Source organism: Pirellulales bacterium, assembly GCA_035533075.1.
In the GTDB taxonomy this organism is placed as follows: Bacteria; Planctomycetota; Planctomycetia; order Pirellulales; family JAICIG01; genus DASSFG01.
Map to the genome: position 1 here is coordinate 12,516 of DATLUO010000207.1, position 18,340 is coordinate 30,855.

Here is an 18,340-nt window from a genome sequence, read left to right on the forward strand (position 1 = left end):
CCAAAGGCACGTCCGGCCATAATCACGACTTTCACGTTTCACTCGCAAACCGCTTTCCATCGTGATCGTCTCTTGGAATTGGCTTAAAGATTACGTCGCCCTCGATGTGCCGGCGACTGAGGTCGAACGGCGGCTGATGATGGCCGGGCTCAACCATGAGTCGACGCAGCCCGTCGGCGACGACCTGGCGATTGACCTGGAAATAACCAGCAATCGGCCCGACTGCCTGGGTCACTTGGGCATTGCCCGTGAGATCGCGGTGCTGTTCGAGCGTCGGCTGCAGCTTCCGCCCGCGGCGCCAGAAGAATCGAAATCGGCCGTCGCCTCGCTGATCCAGGTGTCGTTGGAGTGTCCGCGGCATTGCTATCGCTACACGGTCCGAGTGGTGCGGGGCGTGAAGGTCGGCCCGAGTCCCACCTGGCTGGCCCGGCGGCTGGCGACGATCGGCATCGCCACGATCAACAACGTGGTCGACGTGACCAATTATGTGCTGATGGAGTGCGGGCAGCCGCTGCACGCCTTCGATCTGGCCAGGCTGGCGGGCCGGCGGATTGTGGTCCGCGAGGGCCGCGAAGGCGAGACGCTGCTGGCTATCGATCATAAGACTTACCCCACCGGCGCCGGCGTGTGCGTGATCGCCGACGCCGAGCAGCCCGTCGGCATCGGCGGCGTCATGGGCGGGGCCGAGACTGAGGTGACGCAGGCCACGACCGAGCTGTTGATCGAGAGCGCCGAGTTCGCCCCGCTCTCGATTCGCAACACGGCCCGGCGGCTCGGTCTGCACAGCGATTCGTCGTATCGCTTCGAGCGCGGCCTCGATCCCGAGGGCGTCGATTGGGCCAGCCGCCGCGCGTCCGAGCTGATTCTGGATTTGGCCGGAGGCGAACTGGCTGCGGGCGTCATCGATGTCGGCCGCCCGCCGCCGCGGCGAGAGCCGATCGTGCTGCGACTGGCCCAATTGCCCCGCATTCTGGGCATCCACGTCGCTGCCGGCGAAGTGCGGCGAATTCTCGAGGCGCTGGGCAACGCGGTGCGCGCGGCCGACGAGCGGCAGGTCGAAGTCGTTCCTCCAAGCTGGCGGCGCGATCTCACGCGCGAGATCGACCTGATCGAAGAGGTGGCCCGCATTCACGGCTACGACGCGATCCCCGAAGACGTAAGCGTGCCCATGTCGCCTTCGGCCGAGCGAAAGCAAGACCGCGTGTTGGGCCGAGTGCGGCAGGCGCTGACGGCGCTGGGTTACGACGAGGCGTTGACGCTCAGCGCGGTCGAGGAGGGATGGTCGGCGGCTTTCAGTCCCTGGACCGATGCGCCGCCGTTGATATCGCCCACGCCGATCTTGCGTCGGGCCGACCGGCTGCGCCGCAGCCTGGTGCCCAGCTTGCTCGGCGTCCGGCGGACCAACGAGAGCGTGGCGAACCCGACGATCGAGCTGTTCGAGATCGCCAATGTGTATTTGCCGCGACCGGACAGCCTGCCCGACGAACAGGTCATGCTGGCGCTGACTAGCGGCGGCGATTTTTTCGCGGTCAAGGGTGCGATCGAGGCCACGCTCGGCGCGTTGGCCGTGCCAGCGGGACTGGAAGTGCGGGATTTCAAGCACCCGCTCTTGTCGTCCGGCCGCGCGGTGGAGCTGTGGCTCGCGGGCGCGCGATTGGCGATCGTGGGAGAGCTGTCGGCCGCCGGCCGGAAGGAGTTCGAGCTGCGCGGCACGGCGACCGTTGCCGAGCTGCGGCTGGCGCCGCTGGTCGACCTGGCGGGGCTCGTGCCCCGCTACCGCGAAGTGCCCGCGACGCCCGCGATCAGCCGCGACCTGAACCTGGAGATCAAGGAAACGGTGCGATGGTCCGACGTGGCCTCGACCGTGCGCGAAGCGGCGGGCAGCGTTCTGGAACAGCTCGCGTTCAAAGACATCTACCGCAACGACGAGCTTGTGCGGCAGGGCGAAAAGCGGCTGCTGTTCAGCGTGACGCTGCGCGATCCGCAGGCGACGCTGACCGGCGCCCAGGCCGACGCCATTCGGGAGCGGATTGTCGCGGCGTGTAGCCAGCGCTTCGGCGCACGGCTGCAAGCTTCGTAAAATGAACCCGGTTCGTACCCCGTCGTCCGTGGCCTGTTGCATCGAACAACAGACCACTGACGACGAACAAACATGGCGCACGCCGGTCCACAAAAAATCTTTCCAGAATTTGCTTGCGGAGGAGCGTGGCAGCGTCTATATTCAACCTTGTCGTTGGTGCTTGCACTGACGGCGGCCGCCCAGGTACCTGCCCCGCCTGCGGTGGCCTTTTTTATGCGCAAGGGGTTCCTCAGCTTCCCGCTTGACACGCGCCGATTGCCGAATATCATAAGCAGACACAAGTTAAGGCATCGGCCGCCGCCCAGATCCGTTCTCCTTGGTGGCGCAGCGTGCCGTTTTCGGGAGCGAACGTTTCATGGCTGCACATCGGCGGCTTGAAGTCTCGGAGGTGGGCGACGTCACCGTCGTGCGGTTCGTGGACCGTAAGATCCTCGACGAAGCCAGCATTCAGGAGTTGGGCACCGAGCTGTTTCAGCTCGTCGAGCAGGAAAACCGCGGCAAGCTGGTTTTGAACTTCTCCAAGGTCGATTTCCTTTCCAGTGCCGCCTTGGGCAAGCTGATCACGCTCGACAAGAAAGTCAAAGCCCGATCGGGCAAACTCAAACTAAGCAACATCCGGCCTGAAATCTACGAAGTCTTCGCCATCACGAAGTTGAACAAATTGTTCGACATCAAGGACGACGAAGCCGACGCCTTGGCGGCGTTTTAGCGACGGGCCTAGAGTGAAAAACGCTCGAGCCAATGGCAACCGAACTTTGGCCTTGGAAAGCCGATCTGGTCATTCCCAGCGAAACCGGGGCAGGCAAGCGGGTCTTGGACGACGTGCTCGAACAGCTCGCCGCCCACGACTGGTCGGAGCACGACGTCCACAGCGTACATTTGGCGCTGGAGGAAGCACTGGTCAACGCCATTCGCCACGGCAACCGCTCCGACCCTGACAAGCGGGTGTTCATCTCCTGCAAGATTTCGCCCGAACGGCTCTGGATTCAGATTCGCGACGAGGGGGCCGGCTTCAAGCCGGAAGACGTGCCCGACCCCACCGACGAGGAGCACATTGAAATCCCGTCTGGCCGGGGCATCATGCTGATGCGGGCCTTCATGTCGCGCGTTGAATACAATGACGTCGGCAACTGCGTCGAAATGGAAAAGCAACGCCTGGCGAGGTAGCCATCGTCCCGCCGGGCCCTCATCTCCGTAGGGAACGGACTCCGTGCCGTTCCGGGATCCCGCAATCTCTGTAGGGAACGGACTCCGTGCCGTTCCGGGATCCCGCAAACAACAGTTGATTCGCACTTCCCGGAACGGCACGGAGTCCGTTCCCTACAGAATCGAGTCCGTTCCCTACAGAATCGAGTCCGTTCCCTACAGAATCGGTGCCGCTACTGGCTAGCCGGCCGATTCTCAACTATCCTGCGGAATGACCTGCTTTGCCGCCTGCGCAAAGCGCGTAACGTTTTGCCCGCCCGCGACAATAGTCTTACCGTAGTCGAGTTTGCCTCGGCCCTCCCTCCCACGAGTACGATGATGGCCCCTCCGACCAACACGAATCCCCTGATGACTCCGGCGAAATCGGCCCAGATCGGCCAATCCGATCTTAAGGCAGCCGAAGAACTGACCAGCGCCTTTAACAAGATGAAGGAGCAGCTTGCCCGCGTGATCGTCGGGCAGGACGAGGTCGTCAAGCAGGTGCTGATCGCCCTGTTTTGCCAGGGTCACTGCGTGCTGGAAGGCGTGCCGGGGCTGGCCAAGACCTTGATGATCTCGAACATCGCCCGGCTGATGTCGCTCAGTTTCCGCCGCATTCAATTTACGCCCGACCTGATGCCATCGGACATCACGGGCACGGAAATCCTCGACGAAGAAGAGGGCACCGGCCGGCGGCGGATGCGGTTCGTAAAGGGGCCGATCTTTTGCAACATCCTGCTCGGCGACGAAATCAATCGCACGCCGCCCAAGACGCAGGCCGCGCTGTTGCAAGCGATGCAGGAGTATAAGGTCACGACGGCCGGCGAAGATTTTTCGCTGGAGCGGCCGTTTCTGGTGCTGGGCACGCAAAACCCGATCGAGCAGGAGGGAACGTATCCGTTGCCCGAAGCCCAGCTCGACCGCTTCATGTTCAAAATCCTGGTGCAGTATCCCAGCTTCGACGAAGAGCTGGCCATCGCCGAGGCGACGACCAGCGGCGATATGCCGACGTTGCAGCCGGTGCTCGACCGGGCGGTGATCCTGCAGTTGCAGCAGACCGTGCGGAAGGTGTTGATCGGCCGCAGCGTGTCGGGATACGCCGTCAGCCTGGTCCGGGCCACGCGGCCCGGCTCGCCGGAAACGCCCGATTTCGTGAATAAGTATCTCACCTGGGGCGCCGGCACCCGCGCTTGCCAATCGTTGTTGTTGGGTGCTAAAGCCAACGCCTTGCTCGACGGCCGCGTTCACGTCTCGACGGAAGACATTCGCTACGTCGCCCGGCCCGTGCTGCGGCACCGGCTCGTTACCAGTTTCACCGCCGAGAGCGACGGTGTTACGCCGGACCACATCGTTGAGAAGCTGTTCGAGTCGGTTCGCGAGCCGGAATAAAACATGCCTAACCGCTACTTCGATCCCGAAGGTCTGGCACGCGTCGGCCACATGGAATTTGTGGCCCGGCAGGTGGTCGAAGGCTTTCTGACCGGCCGGCATCGCAGTCCGTATCACGGCTTTTCCGTCGAGTATCTGGACCACCGGGCCTACACGCCAGGCGACGAGCTGCGCACGCTCGACTGGAAGATTCTGGCCCGAAACGACCGCTACTTCGTCAAACTGTTCGAAGACGAGACGAATCTTCGGGCATATATTCTGCTCGATTGCTCGAACTCGATGGCCTTTCAGAGCGGCAAGATCAGCAAACTGCAATACGGCAGTTATTTCGCCGCGGCCCTCACCTACCTCCTGTTACGGCAGAACGATGCGGTTGGCCTGACGCTGTTCGACAACAGCGTGCGGCTGCACATGCCGGCCAAAGCGCGGCCGACACAATTCCGCCGCGTGCTCGATTTACTGGAAAAGACCGAGCCGGGCGGCGACACGAACGTCGGATCGGTGCTGCACGAAGTGGCCGAAAGGATCAAGCGCCGCGGCCTGGTGATCGTGATCAGCGACCTGATCGACAGAGAGGAGTCGATCGCCAGCGGTCTGCAACACTTCCGCCACAATCATCACGAGGTGGTGGTGTTTCACGTGATGGACGATGCCGAACTGACCTTCCCTTACGACCGGCTGACGCGATTCAAAGACATGGAAGGCGCCGGACGCGTGGTGGCCAATCCCAAGAGCCTGCGGGCACGCTACCTGTCGCGGATCAACGCCTTCACCGAGCGGGTGAAACGCGACTGCCTGGAGCGCCGCATCGACTACAATCTGATCAACACCAAGCAGCCCTACGACGTTTCGCTGGCGGTGTGCTTGGATAAGCGGTCACGGATGGGGTAACACGGCCAATGTTGGCACCGTTCGCTATCGCAATTCAGCGCGGTCTTCTCGACGAACCGGAGATCGAAGACCGCGTCATGCGTGCGCTCGGAGGAAGATGGAAGGCAAGAATAAGTAGACGACGAGACGATTGGATCGACGTAATGGTTGTTCGAGATCGAGACGAGTGATGGAATCTTTAATTAGCCGGTATTGGCCGTTCGACGTTGGCGATCAACAACGGCACAGCGAGCAAGACAAGCGCGAGGTTCGCTTTCTCGAAAAAGCTTACAGTCTCGGTTATCGCCCCTATGAAATCAGTCTCGGCATGCAGAGTTACGGCGCGACTGCACTTGGCGGACGAACCGCGGAGATCCTCTACCGAGGCCGTAACGGCTGGGAAGTGGCGGTTCATGACCAGGGCGAGCGGGTCGTCAAGGCCTTCGTCAACGACTTCGAGTGCGCGGCTCAGGCAGTGCTCGATTGGTTAGGCGGTGGCCAGGAAGCGGATGTGGTCGCGCGTGTGGAAGGGCATCTGGCGACCATGCCCGGTTTGCGCCCCGGCCATGAGCTCGTAGTGCGGTCTTCCCCCGTCCCTGCGCATCCGCGATCGCGATAACAGCATGCTTCCTCTTCATCCAGCCCTGCTCTGGTTTCTGCCGTTGGCAGCGGTGCCGATTCTGCTGCACCTGCTGACGCTGCACCGCTTGCGCACGGTTGAATTGAGCACCTTCCGCTTCCTGTTCGACAGCTATGTGCAGCAGCGGCGGCAGATGAAGTTCTTGGAAGCCCTGCTGGCGGCGCTGCGGACCTTGTTCGTGTTGTTGCTGGTGCTGGCTTGCAGTCGTCCGATGGTGAAGCACTGGAGCGCCCTGTTCGGCGGCGGCGCCGGCCGCGACGTGATGCTGCTCGTCGATTGTTCGGCCAGCATGAATGCCCAGACCGCGGGCCTCTCGTCGTTGGAACGGGCAAAAACGGCGGCACTGACCGTCGCCGACCGGCTGGCACGCGACGACCGCCTGACGCTGGTCCGCGTCGCCGCCCGACCGGAAGAAGTCTTCAGCCGCTTCACCGCCGACACCGAGAGCATCAAAGAGCACATTCAGGATCTTAAAGCCAGTCCGTCGCGGGCCAACTGGCTCGTGGCCCTGTCACAACTCTTCGCGGCGGGCGCGCCCGAACGCTCGAAGGCCACCGTCTATCTGTTCACCGATTGTCAGGCCACCGGCTGGCGCGAGCTGGCCAACCAGGGCACCGAGCGGTTCCTGCCGAAAGAGACGCACCTGGTGGTCGTCAATGTCGGCTCGAAAGACCCGCTGGCGAACCGGGCGGTGATCGGCGCGGCGCCCCGCGAGCACCGCACGGTCGTCGGTCTGCCCTTGCTGCTGCGGCCAAAAGTGGCCAACTACTCCAAGAGCGAGGCAGCCGATGTGACGGTCGGCGTATTCATTGATGAGAAGGAGGTTGCCCGTATACCGCTGACCATCAAGCCGGGCGACACTGCCGAAAAGGAGATCATTTACGTTCCTACGCAGCCGGGCATCTTGCGGGGCCGCTTTCAGATTGGCGACGACCGCTTTCCCGACGACGACCAGTATCTTTTTACGCTGTCGGTCGCGCCGCCGATCAAGGTGCTGCTGGTGAACGGCAATCCGGCCGGCGATCCCTTCGAGAACGAGGGGCTTTACCTCCGCACGGCGTTGACGGCACACGGCGAGGAAGAAGAAAAGTCGAAGACCGAAAGTCCCGCGCCCGAAGTGTCGTCGTCGGGGCTGGCGGCTGTGAATCTTGCGCCGAGCAAGGAATACGTCCGCTCGCTGAACGTGCAGGAAATCCCCGAGGGGAACGTCAACCCGGAGACGTTGCGCGACGCCGCGGTGGTGATCTTGGCAAACTGCGGACAGCTCAACGGCCAGCACTTCACCTGGCTTCGAGACTACGTGTCGGCGGGCGGCGGCTTGATCGTCTTCCCCGGCGACAAGGTGAATCCCGACGTCTACAACAAGCAGTTCTTTGCCGTGCCGGGGCCGCTCAAAGAGCGTGTTGTGGGGGCCGCGTTAAGCCCGGCATCGGGCGACGTTCAAAAGTTCGACACCTTCGTGCAGCTCACGTCGATCGACTATGCCCATCCGGTGCTGTCGGTGTTCGACGACCGCGAGTCGCGCTACCTGACGACGGCGAATTTTTACCGGCGTTTCCCGATCGTGGTCGACGAGGATGCGGCGAATTGCTTGCCGCTGGCCCGGTTTTCGCCCAACGAGCCGGCGATGGTCGAGGGCCGCTTTCGAGACGGCAAGGTGCTGCTGGCGGCCTTTCCGGCCACGAGCAAATGGAACAACTTGCCGCTGAAGCCGGAATTTGTGCCGCTGATTCTGCGGATGGTCAATTACGTGGAGCATCGGCCGGACGTCGAGGCACCGTCGGTGGTGCCGGCTGACGGCGCGGCGGAGATTGCCGTGGCGGCCAATTGGGATCCCGTCGCGGGCAAAATCGTCGACGCGCAGCGGCATGCGACGGAGCTGGAGTTCACTCGTTCCGGCCCGCGGTGGGTCGGCGGATTCGAGAAAACGGCCGTCAAGGGGTATTATACAGTGGATGTGCGGGGTGGCCGCGTGGAGCAGCCCAAGCACGACTCGACGGAGTTTGCCGTCAACCTGTCGCCCGACGAATCGCAGTTCGCCCTGGCCGACGAGACGCAGTTGCGCGAGTGGCTGCCGGACGTTGATTTGGCCGTGGTCGATGCTTCGGCCGAAACGCAGCAGGAGTTGGGCACGGTTGGCGACGAGCGGGAGATTTGGCGTTGGCTGCTGGCGATCGTGTTTGTCGTGATCGGCGTGGAGTTCATGTTGGCGACGCTGGGCGGCAAGCGGCCCGATCAGGGAGAAGACCTTTCGGTGGGCGAGCGAATTCGCGAAATGAGTCCGGGCACGTGGGTGGGACGGATGACCGGGGCGGGACACGAGGATGCATGAATATGTCAAATCGACCCGATACTGAACACGACATCGGCCCCATTTTTCGCCTCATCCGGCACGTGCGGCAATTGCTGCGCGGAAGCTGGGTGGCCACCGGCCTGGCGCTGTCGGTCGCCATTTACCTGGGCACGCTACTCGTGCTTGCGTTGCTCGATCTCGTTGTGCCGTTCTGGCCGACGATGCGGGCCATCGCGTTGGCGCTGGTTGTGGTGCCGACCGTGTGGGTCTTTTTCAGTGGCGTACTGCGGCCGCTGTTTCGCCGCTTGGGAAATACCCACGTGGCGCGGCGCATCGAGCATTACCTGCCCGGCATCCATAACCGGCTGGTGAGCTGCGTCGATCTGTCGGACGACACACGGCGCAACCGCCATTCTCCGGAGTTCTATCGTCGCCTGGTGAGCGAGGCCATTGACCGAATTCGATCGTTCAGGCCGTCGACCGTCGTCGATCGCCACAGCCTGCAACGGGCCGGCATGGCGCTGGCCGCGACGGTGACGCTGTTTGTCGTTTGCTGGATCGTGCTCGCCGATCGCCTGCCGACCGCGATGGCCCGCATCTTTCAACCGTGGGCCGACATCCCGCCGGCCACGGGCGTCGAATTCAACGTCAGGCCAGGCGATGCCAAGGTGCTGCGGGGCGAAGAAATCGAGTTCGCCGTCGATGTGACCAAAGGCCAACCTGAGCAGTTGCGCGTCGAGTTGTTGCCGGACGACGGCAGCGAAACAATCTGGCACGACCTGCAGCCGCAAGACAAGGGCCCGTGGTCGCGGACACTCGAAGGGCTGGAAAAGTCGTTCGCCTATCGCATACACGGCGGCGGCACGTGGAGCAAAAAATACAAGATCGTGATGGTCGACCGCCCGAAGATCGTCGACCTGCGCGCGGTGCTGCACTATCCCGACTACTTCGAGTTGGGAGAAGAGGGCGTTCTTCCGCAGGCTTCGACCGATGTGACCGGCCCGGAGACCAGCGGCGTCGAGGTGCGCGTCGAAAGCGAGGGCGATGTGGCCGAGGGTGAGATCCAACTCCTCGACATGGCCTGGGAGCCGGTGCCCGTCGTCGATCGCCAGGAGCGTGTCTGGTTCGAGCGCAAAGCGCCAGATGGCGCCGTGTCGGAGGGGAATTGGCAATGGGACACCGAGAAGCATCAGCGTCCCACGCATAGCGAACCGGCTGCCGCCGGAGTGTACGGCCATCGTTTCCATACCGCGCCGGTCGGTTTTCAAATCGAGCCGGGCGAATATCTCTTTGCCTGGGTTTATATCGTGCCCGAGCAGAAGCCCGAAACGATCATGCTTGAATGGCACGACGGGCAAAACTGGGAGCACCGGGCCTATTGGGGCGACGACAAGATCGGCACCGGCCAGCCGAACACCGCCAGCCGCCATGCGATGGGCGCCTTGCCCGAAGCCGGCAAATGGCTGCGGCTGGAAGTGCCGGCCAAAGCCGTCGGGCTGGAAAACAAAGCGATCAAGGGCATGAGCTTCACGCTGCACGGCGGGCAATGCTATTGGCACTTGGCCGGCGCGCTTCCACCCCCCACGCGCGACCAGCGGAAACTCGTCGTTCGCGAAACGTTCGCGTTGGCGTCGCAGCATCCCGGCGAATGGTCGGGCATCTTCCCGCTGGTGGGTGAAGGGTTGTGGCGCGTCGAGTTGCGCAACGAGTTGAAGCATCCGAATCCGATGATGAAGGAGGCCAAGTACCTGGCCATTGACGACAATCCGCCGCAGGTCACGCTGGAGCGGCCGGGCGCCGACATCGTGCTCAGTCAGGCCAAGAAAGTGCCGCTGACGGTCGCCGCTTATGATGACTTCGCGCTGAAACATCTCAAGGTGCTTGTCGAGCGAGGTGATTCCGGTGGCTTCCGTGAAACGACCGGCAAGAAATACGGCAAGCAGGTCCGCGGCGACACGGCGCTTCTCACGCTCGACCTGTTGCCGTTCGACCTGAAGCCCGGCGAGCACGTGCGGTATCGCGTGCAGGTCGAAGACTGCAAAGGACAGGTGGCCGAGACGCAAGACTACCTGGTGCGCATCGCGACCGACGCCAATTCGGCCGATCAGCAGCTTGCCCGTTTCGAGCAGCAGCAAGACACGTTCGAAGAGAAGCTGGCCAAGCTGATTGCCGAGCAGGCCACAGTGAAGGAAGCGGTCGAGAAGCTCGAAGGCAAATACGCGCCGCTGGAAAAGACGATTGAAGAAGCGGAGGCCAAGGCGCAAGAGGCCGCCCGTGAAGCGGCCGAGGCCAATCCGCAAGTGCAGGCCGCCCAGTTCAGGCCGGAGCTCGATGCCGAGACGACGAGGCAGCTCAACGAATTGCGGCAAGAACTGGCCAAGGCCGCGGCGAAAGAGAACCAGAACGCCAATGTCGGCAAGCAGCTTGCCAACGAATTGATGCAGGCGGCCCAGCAGGCCGCTCAATTGCAAATGCTGCCGCCCGAGTTGGTCTCGGAGATGAAGGCCGCCCAGGAAGCGTTCGACCGCCTGGCGGTGAAGCCGATGGAAGCGCTGGCCAAAGACCTGCGGCAGGCTGCCAGTCCACAGCAGAACGACCCCAATCTCGGCGACCTGGCCAAAGCCGGCGACCACATTCAGGACGAGCTGGAAGCCTTGGCCGCGCGGCTCAAGGCGCTCGATAAAGCCCGCGAGCAAATGGACGCCGGCCTCGACAAGGCCTTGGCCCAGCTTCGAGAAGAGATGCTCAAGCAGCAGGCGGCAGGCACCGAGCGCGGCCTGGAAGACCTGCGCGAGATGCTGGCCGCATTGCGAGAGCAGTTGCAGAAATTCGAGGGTCGGCAGGCCGAGATGCTCGATGCTTCGCAGGTCGTGCCCGATATGATGCTGTCGGATCTGGAGAAGCGGCAGCGACGGTTGGAGCGCGAGAGCGATCCGGCGCTCGACGAGGCCCGGCAGCTTTTGGCTCAAAACCGCATGTCGCGCCGCGATCGCCGGCCCGATTTCCCGGATGCCCCCATGATGGGCGAGGACGAAGAATATCTCGTTCCGCCCAAGGAAGAGGATACGCCGGAAGAGATGGCCGATGCCGGCGAGGGTAAGCCGGAGCCGGGCGAACATCCGGAAGCGAAGGACGAAATGGGCGACGATGAACCGCTGTTTGAGCCGGCACTGGGCGGCCCGCGGCCGAAGCTCGACCCGCGGTTTGCCGACAAACGTCCGAAACCGAGGAAACACGCCGACGCGCCGCACGCTCCGCCCCAGGCGCAGCGCGGGGCTCTGGCCGATCGCCAGTTTCATCGCCTGGAGGAGTTGAACCTCAGCCAGCAAAGCCTGGGCACCGACATGGCGTCGTTGGAGGCCCTGAGGGAGCAGCTTCAACAGGCGCTGGCTGGTGCCAACGAACCGATGCCATCGGAGGCCGCACCGATGGGCACCGAAAACGCGGCGGCGGCCGGCGAACCCAACCTGGCAAATCTGCTGCAATCGCCCGAATTGCAGGAAGCGATGGCGCTGGCCCAGCGGCTGCGCCAAGCGCAAAACGCGATGGCGCAGAATCAGCCCGGCCAGCCGCAGAAGGGCCCTGCGCACACCTCGCGCGGCATGTCGCTGGGCAATCTCGGTCCAACTTCGACCAGCGGGCAGATCGTCGAGGTCGAGCTGTCGAAGCTCGATCCGCAAACGCGCTCGTTGATTTTGAAGATGCAGCCCAGGCTCCGCGAAGAGTTGTTGCAAGGCATGCGCGAGCAGGGACCGGAGGGTTATCGGAAGTTTATCGAGGACTATTTCAAGCGGTTGAGCGAGGTCAAGGCCAACTAAAGCTTCGACATGGGACAACTGAGATTCGCGTCGATTCCTACAATTAACTGAACGTCACCTTCGATGGATAAGCCGCTTCCAGAAGTTCTGGCGATGATTGTCGCCGACCAGATTTATCGCGACGATTTGAGCGGTACGCTGTCGATCCTGGGAATCCGCACGGTTATTGGCGCCACGTCGTTGCCACTACACCATCCCGGCCTCATTGTTTACGCGGCGCTCGTCGAGGGGCGAGGCTCGATCGTATTTGAATTGCGCTTCGTTGATATCGACGAGGAGCGAGAGCCGATTTATAGCATCGACGCCGACGTGACGTTCCGCGACCCTCTCACCGCAGTGGAACTCATCTTTGAAATGAACGATCTAGTGTTTCCAGAAAAGGGTGAATATCGCGTGCAGTTGCTTGTCAACGGACAGTTATTGCGGGAGCGCCGCCTGACGGTTCTACCGCTAAATACCAACAGAGGAGAAACCTCATGAGCCAACCGGATAAACCAAGAGGCAGCGTTCATGTCTATTACGAATTTCCCCCAGAAGGTTGCGAAAAAGCTCCATACCAGTTCACTCTTGAACAAGTAAGGCCGTATCTAAGCAACAAGCCGCTCCGTTATGGGCCGCAACGTCGGCGGCGTGACGAGGAGATGGGCGAGAAAAAAGACGAAGCTAGTCCCCGGCCCGAAGATAAGTCCAGCGATCCCGGCACGCCATGATTGAATCGTTACTGAAATCGATCGGCGTGGCCGACGACATCCGCTCGCACCTGGAGCACGTCACGCCGCACGTGCAGCGGCCGGCCTGGCTCTGGCTGGGGCTGGCACTGCTGGTGCCGCTCGCCTGGTTCATCGATCGCCGGCAGCGGGAGAACCTGGCCAGCGTGCCGCCGGGCCTTCGGCTGGCACTCACGGCCACGCGCGTGTTCATTCTCTTGCTGCTGGTCCTCACGCTGTCGGGTCCGTATCTCAAGCTCGACATGAAGACCGAAAAGAAGCCGATCGTGGCCCTGCTTTTCGACCAGTCGCAGAGCATGGGCTTGCCCGCCGGGCCGTTCGATAGCGACGCCGACGTGTTGGCCGCCGCCGAAGCGACCGGATATCAGGTCACCGACGGAAAGGTCGACGCGGCCACGCGCAAAGCGCTGAATGAGAAAACTCGGGCGCGCTTCATCCAAGAGGCCGTCGAACATCGCGCCAAGGAGTGGCTCGATCCGCTGGCCGAAAAGTACGACGTGCGGCTCTACTCGGTCGGCGAAGAAGTGGCGCAGATGCCGCACAAAAGCGGTCCGCTCGAGTTGCCCGACCTGGTGACTCAGGGTCCCGAAACACGTCTGGGCGACGGCCTGTCCCAGGTGCTCGACGAAGCCGCCGGGCGGCAGATCGCCAGCATCGTTGTCTTTTCCGACGGCCAGAACACCGGCGGCCGCTCGCCTGCCGAGGTGGCCCGCACGGCTGCCGAAGCCGGAGCGCCGCTGTTCGCCGTGCCCGCAGGCAGCCCGGCCGCCCTGCGCGACGTCGCCGTGGTCGATGTGTTCGCTCCCGACCTGGTGTCCAAAGGCGATACCGTCCATGTGGCTGCCACCCTCGAAGTGCAAGGCTACCCGGAACAGGCGGTCAAGGCCGTGCTCTTGGAAGACGGCAAGACGGAGCCGCTCGACTCGAAAGAGTTGGTGCTCCGCCGCACCGAGCAGCAGCACGTCGAACTCTCGTTCGAGGCGAAAGAACCAGGCGCCAAGACGCTTACGGTCAAGCTCATTCCCGCCGCCGAGCTGCCGGAGGACATCAAGGACAACAACAGCGATGAGATCGTCGTCCGCGTCAGCGACGAGAAACTGCGGGTGCTGTACGTCGAAGGCTTGCCCCGCTGGGATTTTCGCTTCTTGAAGAACTCCATGCGCCGCGACCACGGTCTCGGCGGTCGCGGGCTTTCCGGCGGCATCGTCGCCGGAACGGCGGCCGGCGGCAGCGCCACGACCACGGCGCCCGCCATGCTGCCGAGCTCGACCGGGGCAACGGATGAACCCGACATCGTGCTCGAAACCGAAGTCCGCCGACGTCCGGCGTCCGAACGCAATATTCTGCCCAACAGCGTCGATGCCTTGGCCGAATATCACACGATCATTCTGGGCGATGTCTCGCCGGCCTTGGCCGATCGCGGCTTTGTGAAGAACCTGGCCGAAGCGGTGCGCGAGCGCGGCGTGGGACTGATCGTCGAGGCCGGACCCAACGCCATGCCGTTCTCGTTCGAGCAGGAGTTCTTGGATTTGCTGCCCGTCAAGATTCGACGCAAGTCGGGCATGGAAGCGCAGCCCTACAAGCCCTTCAAGCTCCAGTTGAGCGCCGACGGCGGACTGCACGAGACGATGCGGCTGTTCGACGACGCGGGCCGCAATCAGAACGTCTGGGAGAAAATGCCGCCCTTCTATTGGTGCGCCGCGGTCGAACGCCCGTCACCTTCGGCCACCGTATTGGCCTACAACGCCAGCGTCGAGGGCCGCTACGGCAAGTTGCCTCTCCTCGCCCATCACTATGCAGGCCAGGGCAAGGTGCTGTTCGTCGGCACCGACAGCACCTGGCTCTGGCGGCAGAACGTCGGCGACCGGTTCTTCTACAAGTTTTGGGGACAGGCCCTTCGGTTCGTCGCGCGCCGCAACGACGACGAGAAGAAGAAAAGCTGGCTGGAAGTGCGGCCCGTGCGTGCCCGGCCGGGTGAAGCGGCGCAGATCGAGCTGATGGCCTTGAAGGCCGACGGCGCCCTGCGCACCGATGCAACCATCACGCTCCGCGTGGAGCGCGAAGGCGCGCCGGCAGAGACCGTGGAAATGGTGGCCGACAAGGCGACTCTGGGCCGTTACACCGGCAAGTACGCGCCCAAGGAGACGGGTAACTACCAGGTCGTTTACGATGCGCAAGGCGGCGAGAAGGTCGAAGCTCAGATGCATGTGCGGCCTTCGACGGAGGAGCTGCGGCGGCCCAATGTACACCTCGAAGCGTTGGCACAAATCGGCAAGATCGTGCAGCCGAAAGACCTGGCTTCGATCACCGGCGAGTTGAAAGGCGAGCCGAAGACCATTTCGTTGCACCGCGAGGCGAGCATCTGGGACAACTGGCTGATGCTGACGCTGCTGGTGACGATTTACTCGGTCGACGTCGGGCTTAGGCGATTGAGCGGGCTATCGTAAGATAATGTTTGATCCAGGCAGCGGGGATAGAACCGTGGACCTTGAAATGGAAACTTTCTCTCCGACCTTCGCGCGAGCCTCTGTAGGGAACGCCCTCCGTGGCGTTCCGCAGACGACTGCCAATCCGGCCAACCGGTCCGCCGCGGAACGCCACGGAGGGCGTTCCCTACAGAGATCGGCAATGTCTCTTATTGTGTTGGCGCTCGTGGGCCGAGCCGCCGCCGCCGATGCACCCGCCGACAACGCGTTGCCGCTCACGGAGACGCGGATCGTCGAACAAGTCACCGGGGCGGTCGACAAGGCGCTGGCCTACATCGCCGAAAGGCAGCGGCCGGACGGCGGCTGGCACGACAACAACGCGCCCAACGCCTTGTCGATGCTGGCCTTCATGGGCCGCGGCCACGTGCCCGGCCGAGGTCCTTATCGCGGCGTACTGGAGCGCGGCAAAAAGTTCGTGCTCGGCCAGCAGCAGCCCAACGGCCTGTTCGCCTCGTCGCGGCCCTCGCACGGCCCGATGTACGAGCACGCGCTGACCACGCTGGCCATGGCCGAGATGTACGGCATGGATGCCGATCCGGCGCTCGAAGATGGCGTGCGCCGCAGCGTCAATCTGATCGTCGCCGCACAGTCGCCCAACGGCGGCTGGCGCTATCAACCGCAGCCGTCGGACGCCGACCTGAGCGTGACGGTGATGCAGATCGTCGCCTTGCGTGCGGCCAACAACGCGGAGATCGCCGTTCCGGCCGCCACGATCGACAAAGCGATCGCCTACGTCAAATCGTGCGCGCATCCCAACGGCGGCTTCGCCTATCAGACCGGCGGCAGCCCCAACCATCAGATGAGCGCGGCGGGCACGCTCTCGCTGCAGTTGCTCGGACAATACGAAGAGCCGAGCATCAAGAAGGCGCTCGATTATCTGGCGCCCACGGAAATCAAATGGCAGGCCGGCCCGGTGCAGTATTTTTATTACTTCCATTACTATGCCATCCAGGGCCATTATCAGGCCGGCGGCAAATACTGGAATGAATGGCACCCGAAGATCCGTCAATTGCTGCTCGATAAGCAGAACCCCGATGGAAGCTGGGACGTGCCGCCGGGCACAGCGGAAAACGAAGGCGTCGTCGGCCCCAACAAGGTTTATTGGACGGCAATGGCGTCGCTGGTGCTCGAGATTTACATGCACTTCTTGCCGGCGTATCAGAGATAGTCTGCCGGTCGTGGCCTCCCCTTGGCCTTCGGCACGACGCCGGAAACGATTCCCGTTGGTCCCTTGTCCGTCGCCAAACAAGTGAACCACAACATGGCAAGCACGACACCCAGCGATTTGCGTCCGCCGGCGAGCAGCGGTCCTTTGATCGGCTTTGTGGCCCGGTGAATAATCCGCGCTAGGGTGAGGGCTCGTCGCGTCACCGCCGGACTATCCATTCTCACCGCCTCCGTCCTGATTTCTGTTGCCTGAACCCCGAACCCTCATCCTTGCATTCACCACCCAATCTGCTAATCTGCTTGCTGCCGCGTCGGCCGACGCGGCGCTCCCTCGCGGTGGGGCCTCCATGCAGGACCAATTCTTCGAGCGTCCAATCATCAACTCCCCCTATGAGTGCCCGCAGCGGCACTGGGAGCTCGACGCCCACGGCCAGCCGACGCAGCACATTCTCGAAAGCCGCCGCCGCGCCGAGTTCATCACGCCCATCCCGAAGCCCAGGAAACGCAAAACACCGGACCAGCAGGAGATGGTCTTCAACGAGGGTCTCGGCCTCTCGACCGTCGAACAGCAGTACGATCCGACGCCGATCATCAACGAAATCCGCCAGCACGTGGCCCAATGGCGCGGCTGGCCGAACGTCAGCGATTGTCAGGTCACGCCCGAGACAGCCCGCCTGCTCAAGCATTGGCGGCATCACCCCTTCAACGACGTTCGCCCGTTCTTTTGCCAGGTCGAAGCGGTGGAGACCGCCATCTGGCTCACAGAGGTAGCGCCGCAGAGCAAGTCGGGCAAACGCTTGCTCGACCATCTGGCCGCGGCGAACGAAGAGGCCAACCCCGCCCTGATGCGGCTGGCGCTCAAGCTGCCACCGGTGCCGGCAAGACGACCGTCATGGCCATGCTTATCGCCTGGCAAACCGTCAACGCCGTGCGCCGGCCGAACAGCAACAAGTTTACGCGCGGGTTCCTCGTGGTTTCGCCGAAGTGTATGAAATCGAGGGCGATTTCGCCGCGAAGGTCGAAGCGAAGTTCATCGAGATGATCGAGGCGGCGGCCGCCCCGAAGGGGCGAAACTCATCAGCCCAGGGCAACGCCCTGGGTTGATTTGGCGACAGAAATGCGTAGCCCTGAAAGGGCGCGACATGAACCACCGAACGATTTCCACCGCACGAACGGATGGCCCGACCACCGCACGGCGCGCAATTCGCCGACGCCACGCCGCGCGACGATTCGGCGCTGCGCGTTCCGCGACGTCGCGCCGGTCGCACCCCGTTGGGGTTCAGGGCGTTGGGCGGCACCGGTCCCCAGGGCGTTGCCCTGGGCTGGTGAGTCTGACCCCTGCGGGGTCGAATGCACGGCCTCAGCCCCGAAGGGGCGCAACTCATCAGTCCAGGGCAATGCCCTGGGTTGAAAGGCGACAACAAATTGGTAGCCCTGAAAGGGCGTGACATGAACGACCGAACGATGTCAAACCCGCACCGACCGAACGGCGCAACGTCGCGCCGATCGCCATTCGGCGCAACATCGGTCCACAAACAACGCGCCATGCATTGCCGCCCCCACCCGTCGCACCCCGTTGGGGTGCAGGGCGTTGGGCGGCACCGGTCCCCAGGGCGTTGCCCTGGGCTGGTGAGTCTGACCCCTGCGGGGTCGATTTCACGGCAAACCCCCCGAAGGGGCGAAA

At 63.0% G+C, this 18,340-nt stretch carries 13 protein-coding genes; all 13 read left to right on the top strand.

Annotated elements, in window-relative coordinates; genetic code table 11:
* Window positions 1–61 precede the first annotated feature (61 nt).
* The 13 genes from pheT to VNH11_26780 all read left to right on the top strand — a co-directional run bounded on the left by pheT (window position 62) and on the right by VNH11_26780 (window position 17,648).
* Window positions 62–2,080, top strand: coding sequence for a phenylalanine--tRNA ligase subunit beta (gene pheT / locus VNH11_26720; protein ID HVA49988.1), 2,019 nt, complete (start codon window positions 62–64; stop codon window positions 2,078–2,080).
* A 355-nt stretch (window positions 2,081–2,435) separates the two neighbouring features.
* Window positions 2,436–2,789 (top strand): STAS domain-containing protein, encoded by a 354-nt coding sequence (locus VNH11_26725; protein HVA49989.1) that lies wholly within the window; start codon window positions 2,436–2,438, stop codon window positions 2,787–2,789.
* A 32-nt stretch (window positions 2,790–2,821) separates the two neighbouring features.
* Complete coding sequence (locus tag VNH11_26730; protein HVA49990.1) at window positions 2,822–3,247, top strand: ATP-binding protein; 426 nt, start codon at window positions 2,822–2,824, stop codon at window positions 3,245–3,247.
* A 387-nt stretch (window positions 3,248–3,634) separates the two neighbouring features.
* Window positions 3,635–4,654 carry a MoxR family ATPase gene (locus VNH11_26735; GenBank protein HVA49991.1) on the top strand — a complete coding sequence of 340 codons (1,020 nt, stop codon included), beginning with the start codon at window positions 3,635–3,637 and terminating at the stop codon, window positions 4,652–4,654.
* Between the two features lie 3 nt (window positions 4,655–4,657).
* Window positions 4,658–5,545, top strand: a complete 888-nt coding sequence (locus tag VNH11_26740) for a DUF58 domain-containing protein (GenBank protein ID HVA49992.1) — start codon at window positions 4,658–4,660, stop codon at window positions 5,543–5,545.
* A 169-nt stretch (window positions 5,546–5,714) separates the two neighbouring features.
* The gene (locus VNH11_26745) at window positions 5,715–6,143 is read left to right on the top strand and encodes a hypothetical protein (protein ID HVA49993.1); all 429 of its coding nucleotides are present in this window, start codon (window positions 5,715–5,717) and stop codon (window positions 6,141–6,143) included.
* 4 nt (window positions 6,144–6,147) lie between these two features.
* On the top strand, window positions 6,148–8,496 hold the full coding sequence (locus VNH11_26750; protein HVA49994.1) for a BatA and WFA domain-containing protein: 2,349 nt from the start codon (window positions 6,148–6,150) through the stop codon (window positions 8,494–8,496).
* A 2-nt stretch (window positions 8,497–8,498) separates the two neighbouring features.
* The gene (locus VNH11_26755) at window positions 8,499–12,275 is read left to right on the top strand and encodes a hypothetical protein (GenBank protein ID HVA49995.1); all 3,777 of its coding nucleotides are present in this window, start codon (window positions 8,499–8,501) and stop codon (window positions 12,273–12,275) included.
* A 63-nt stretch (window positions 12,276–12,338) separates the two neighbouring features.
* Entirely contained in the window at window positions 12,339–12,755 is a 417-nt protein-coding gene (locus VNH11_26760) for a hypothetical protein (protein ID HVA49996.1), read from the top strand.
* Window positions 12,752–12,985 carry a hypothetical protein gene (locus tag VNH11_26765; GenBank protein HVA49997.1) on the top strand — a complete coding sequence of 78 codons (234 nt, stop codon included), beginning with the start codon at window positions 12,752–12,754 and terminating at the stop codon, window positions 12,983–12,985. Before VNH11_26760 ends, VNH11_26765 begins: the two co-directional genes overlap by 4 nt.
* Entirely contained in the window at window positions 12,982–15,450 is a 2,469-nt protein-coding gene (locus tag VNH11_26770) for a hypothetical protein (GenBank protein ID HVA49998.1), read from the top strand. Before VNH11_26765 ends, VNH11_26770 begins: the two co-directional genes overlap by 4 nt.
* A gap of 181 nt (window positions 15,451–15,631) precedes the next feature.
* Window positions 15,632–16,657: a prenyltransferase/squalene oxidase repeat-containing protein gene (locus VNH11_26775; GenBank protein ID HVA49999.1), complete on the top strand. Its 1,026-nt coding sequence runs from the start codon at window positions 15,632–15,634 to the stop codon at window positions 16,655–16,657.
* A 346-nt stretch (window positions 16,658–17,003) separates the two neighbouring features.
* Entirely contained in the window at window positions 17,004–17,648 is a 645-nt protein-coding gene (locus VNH11_26780) for a hypothetical protein (GenBank protein HVA50000.1), read from the top strand.
* The last annotated feature ends 692 nt before the right edge of the window (window positions 17,649–18,340 follow it).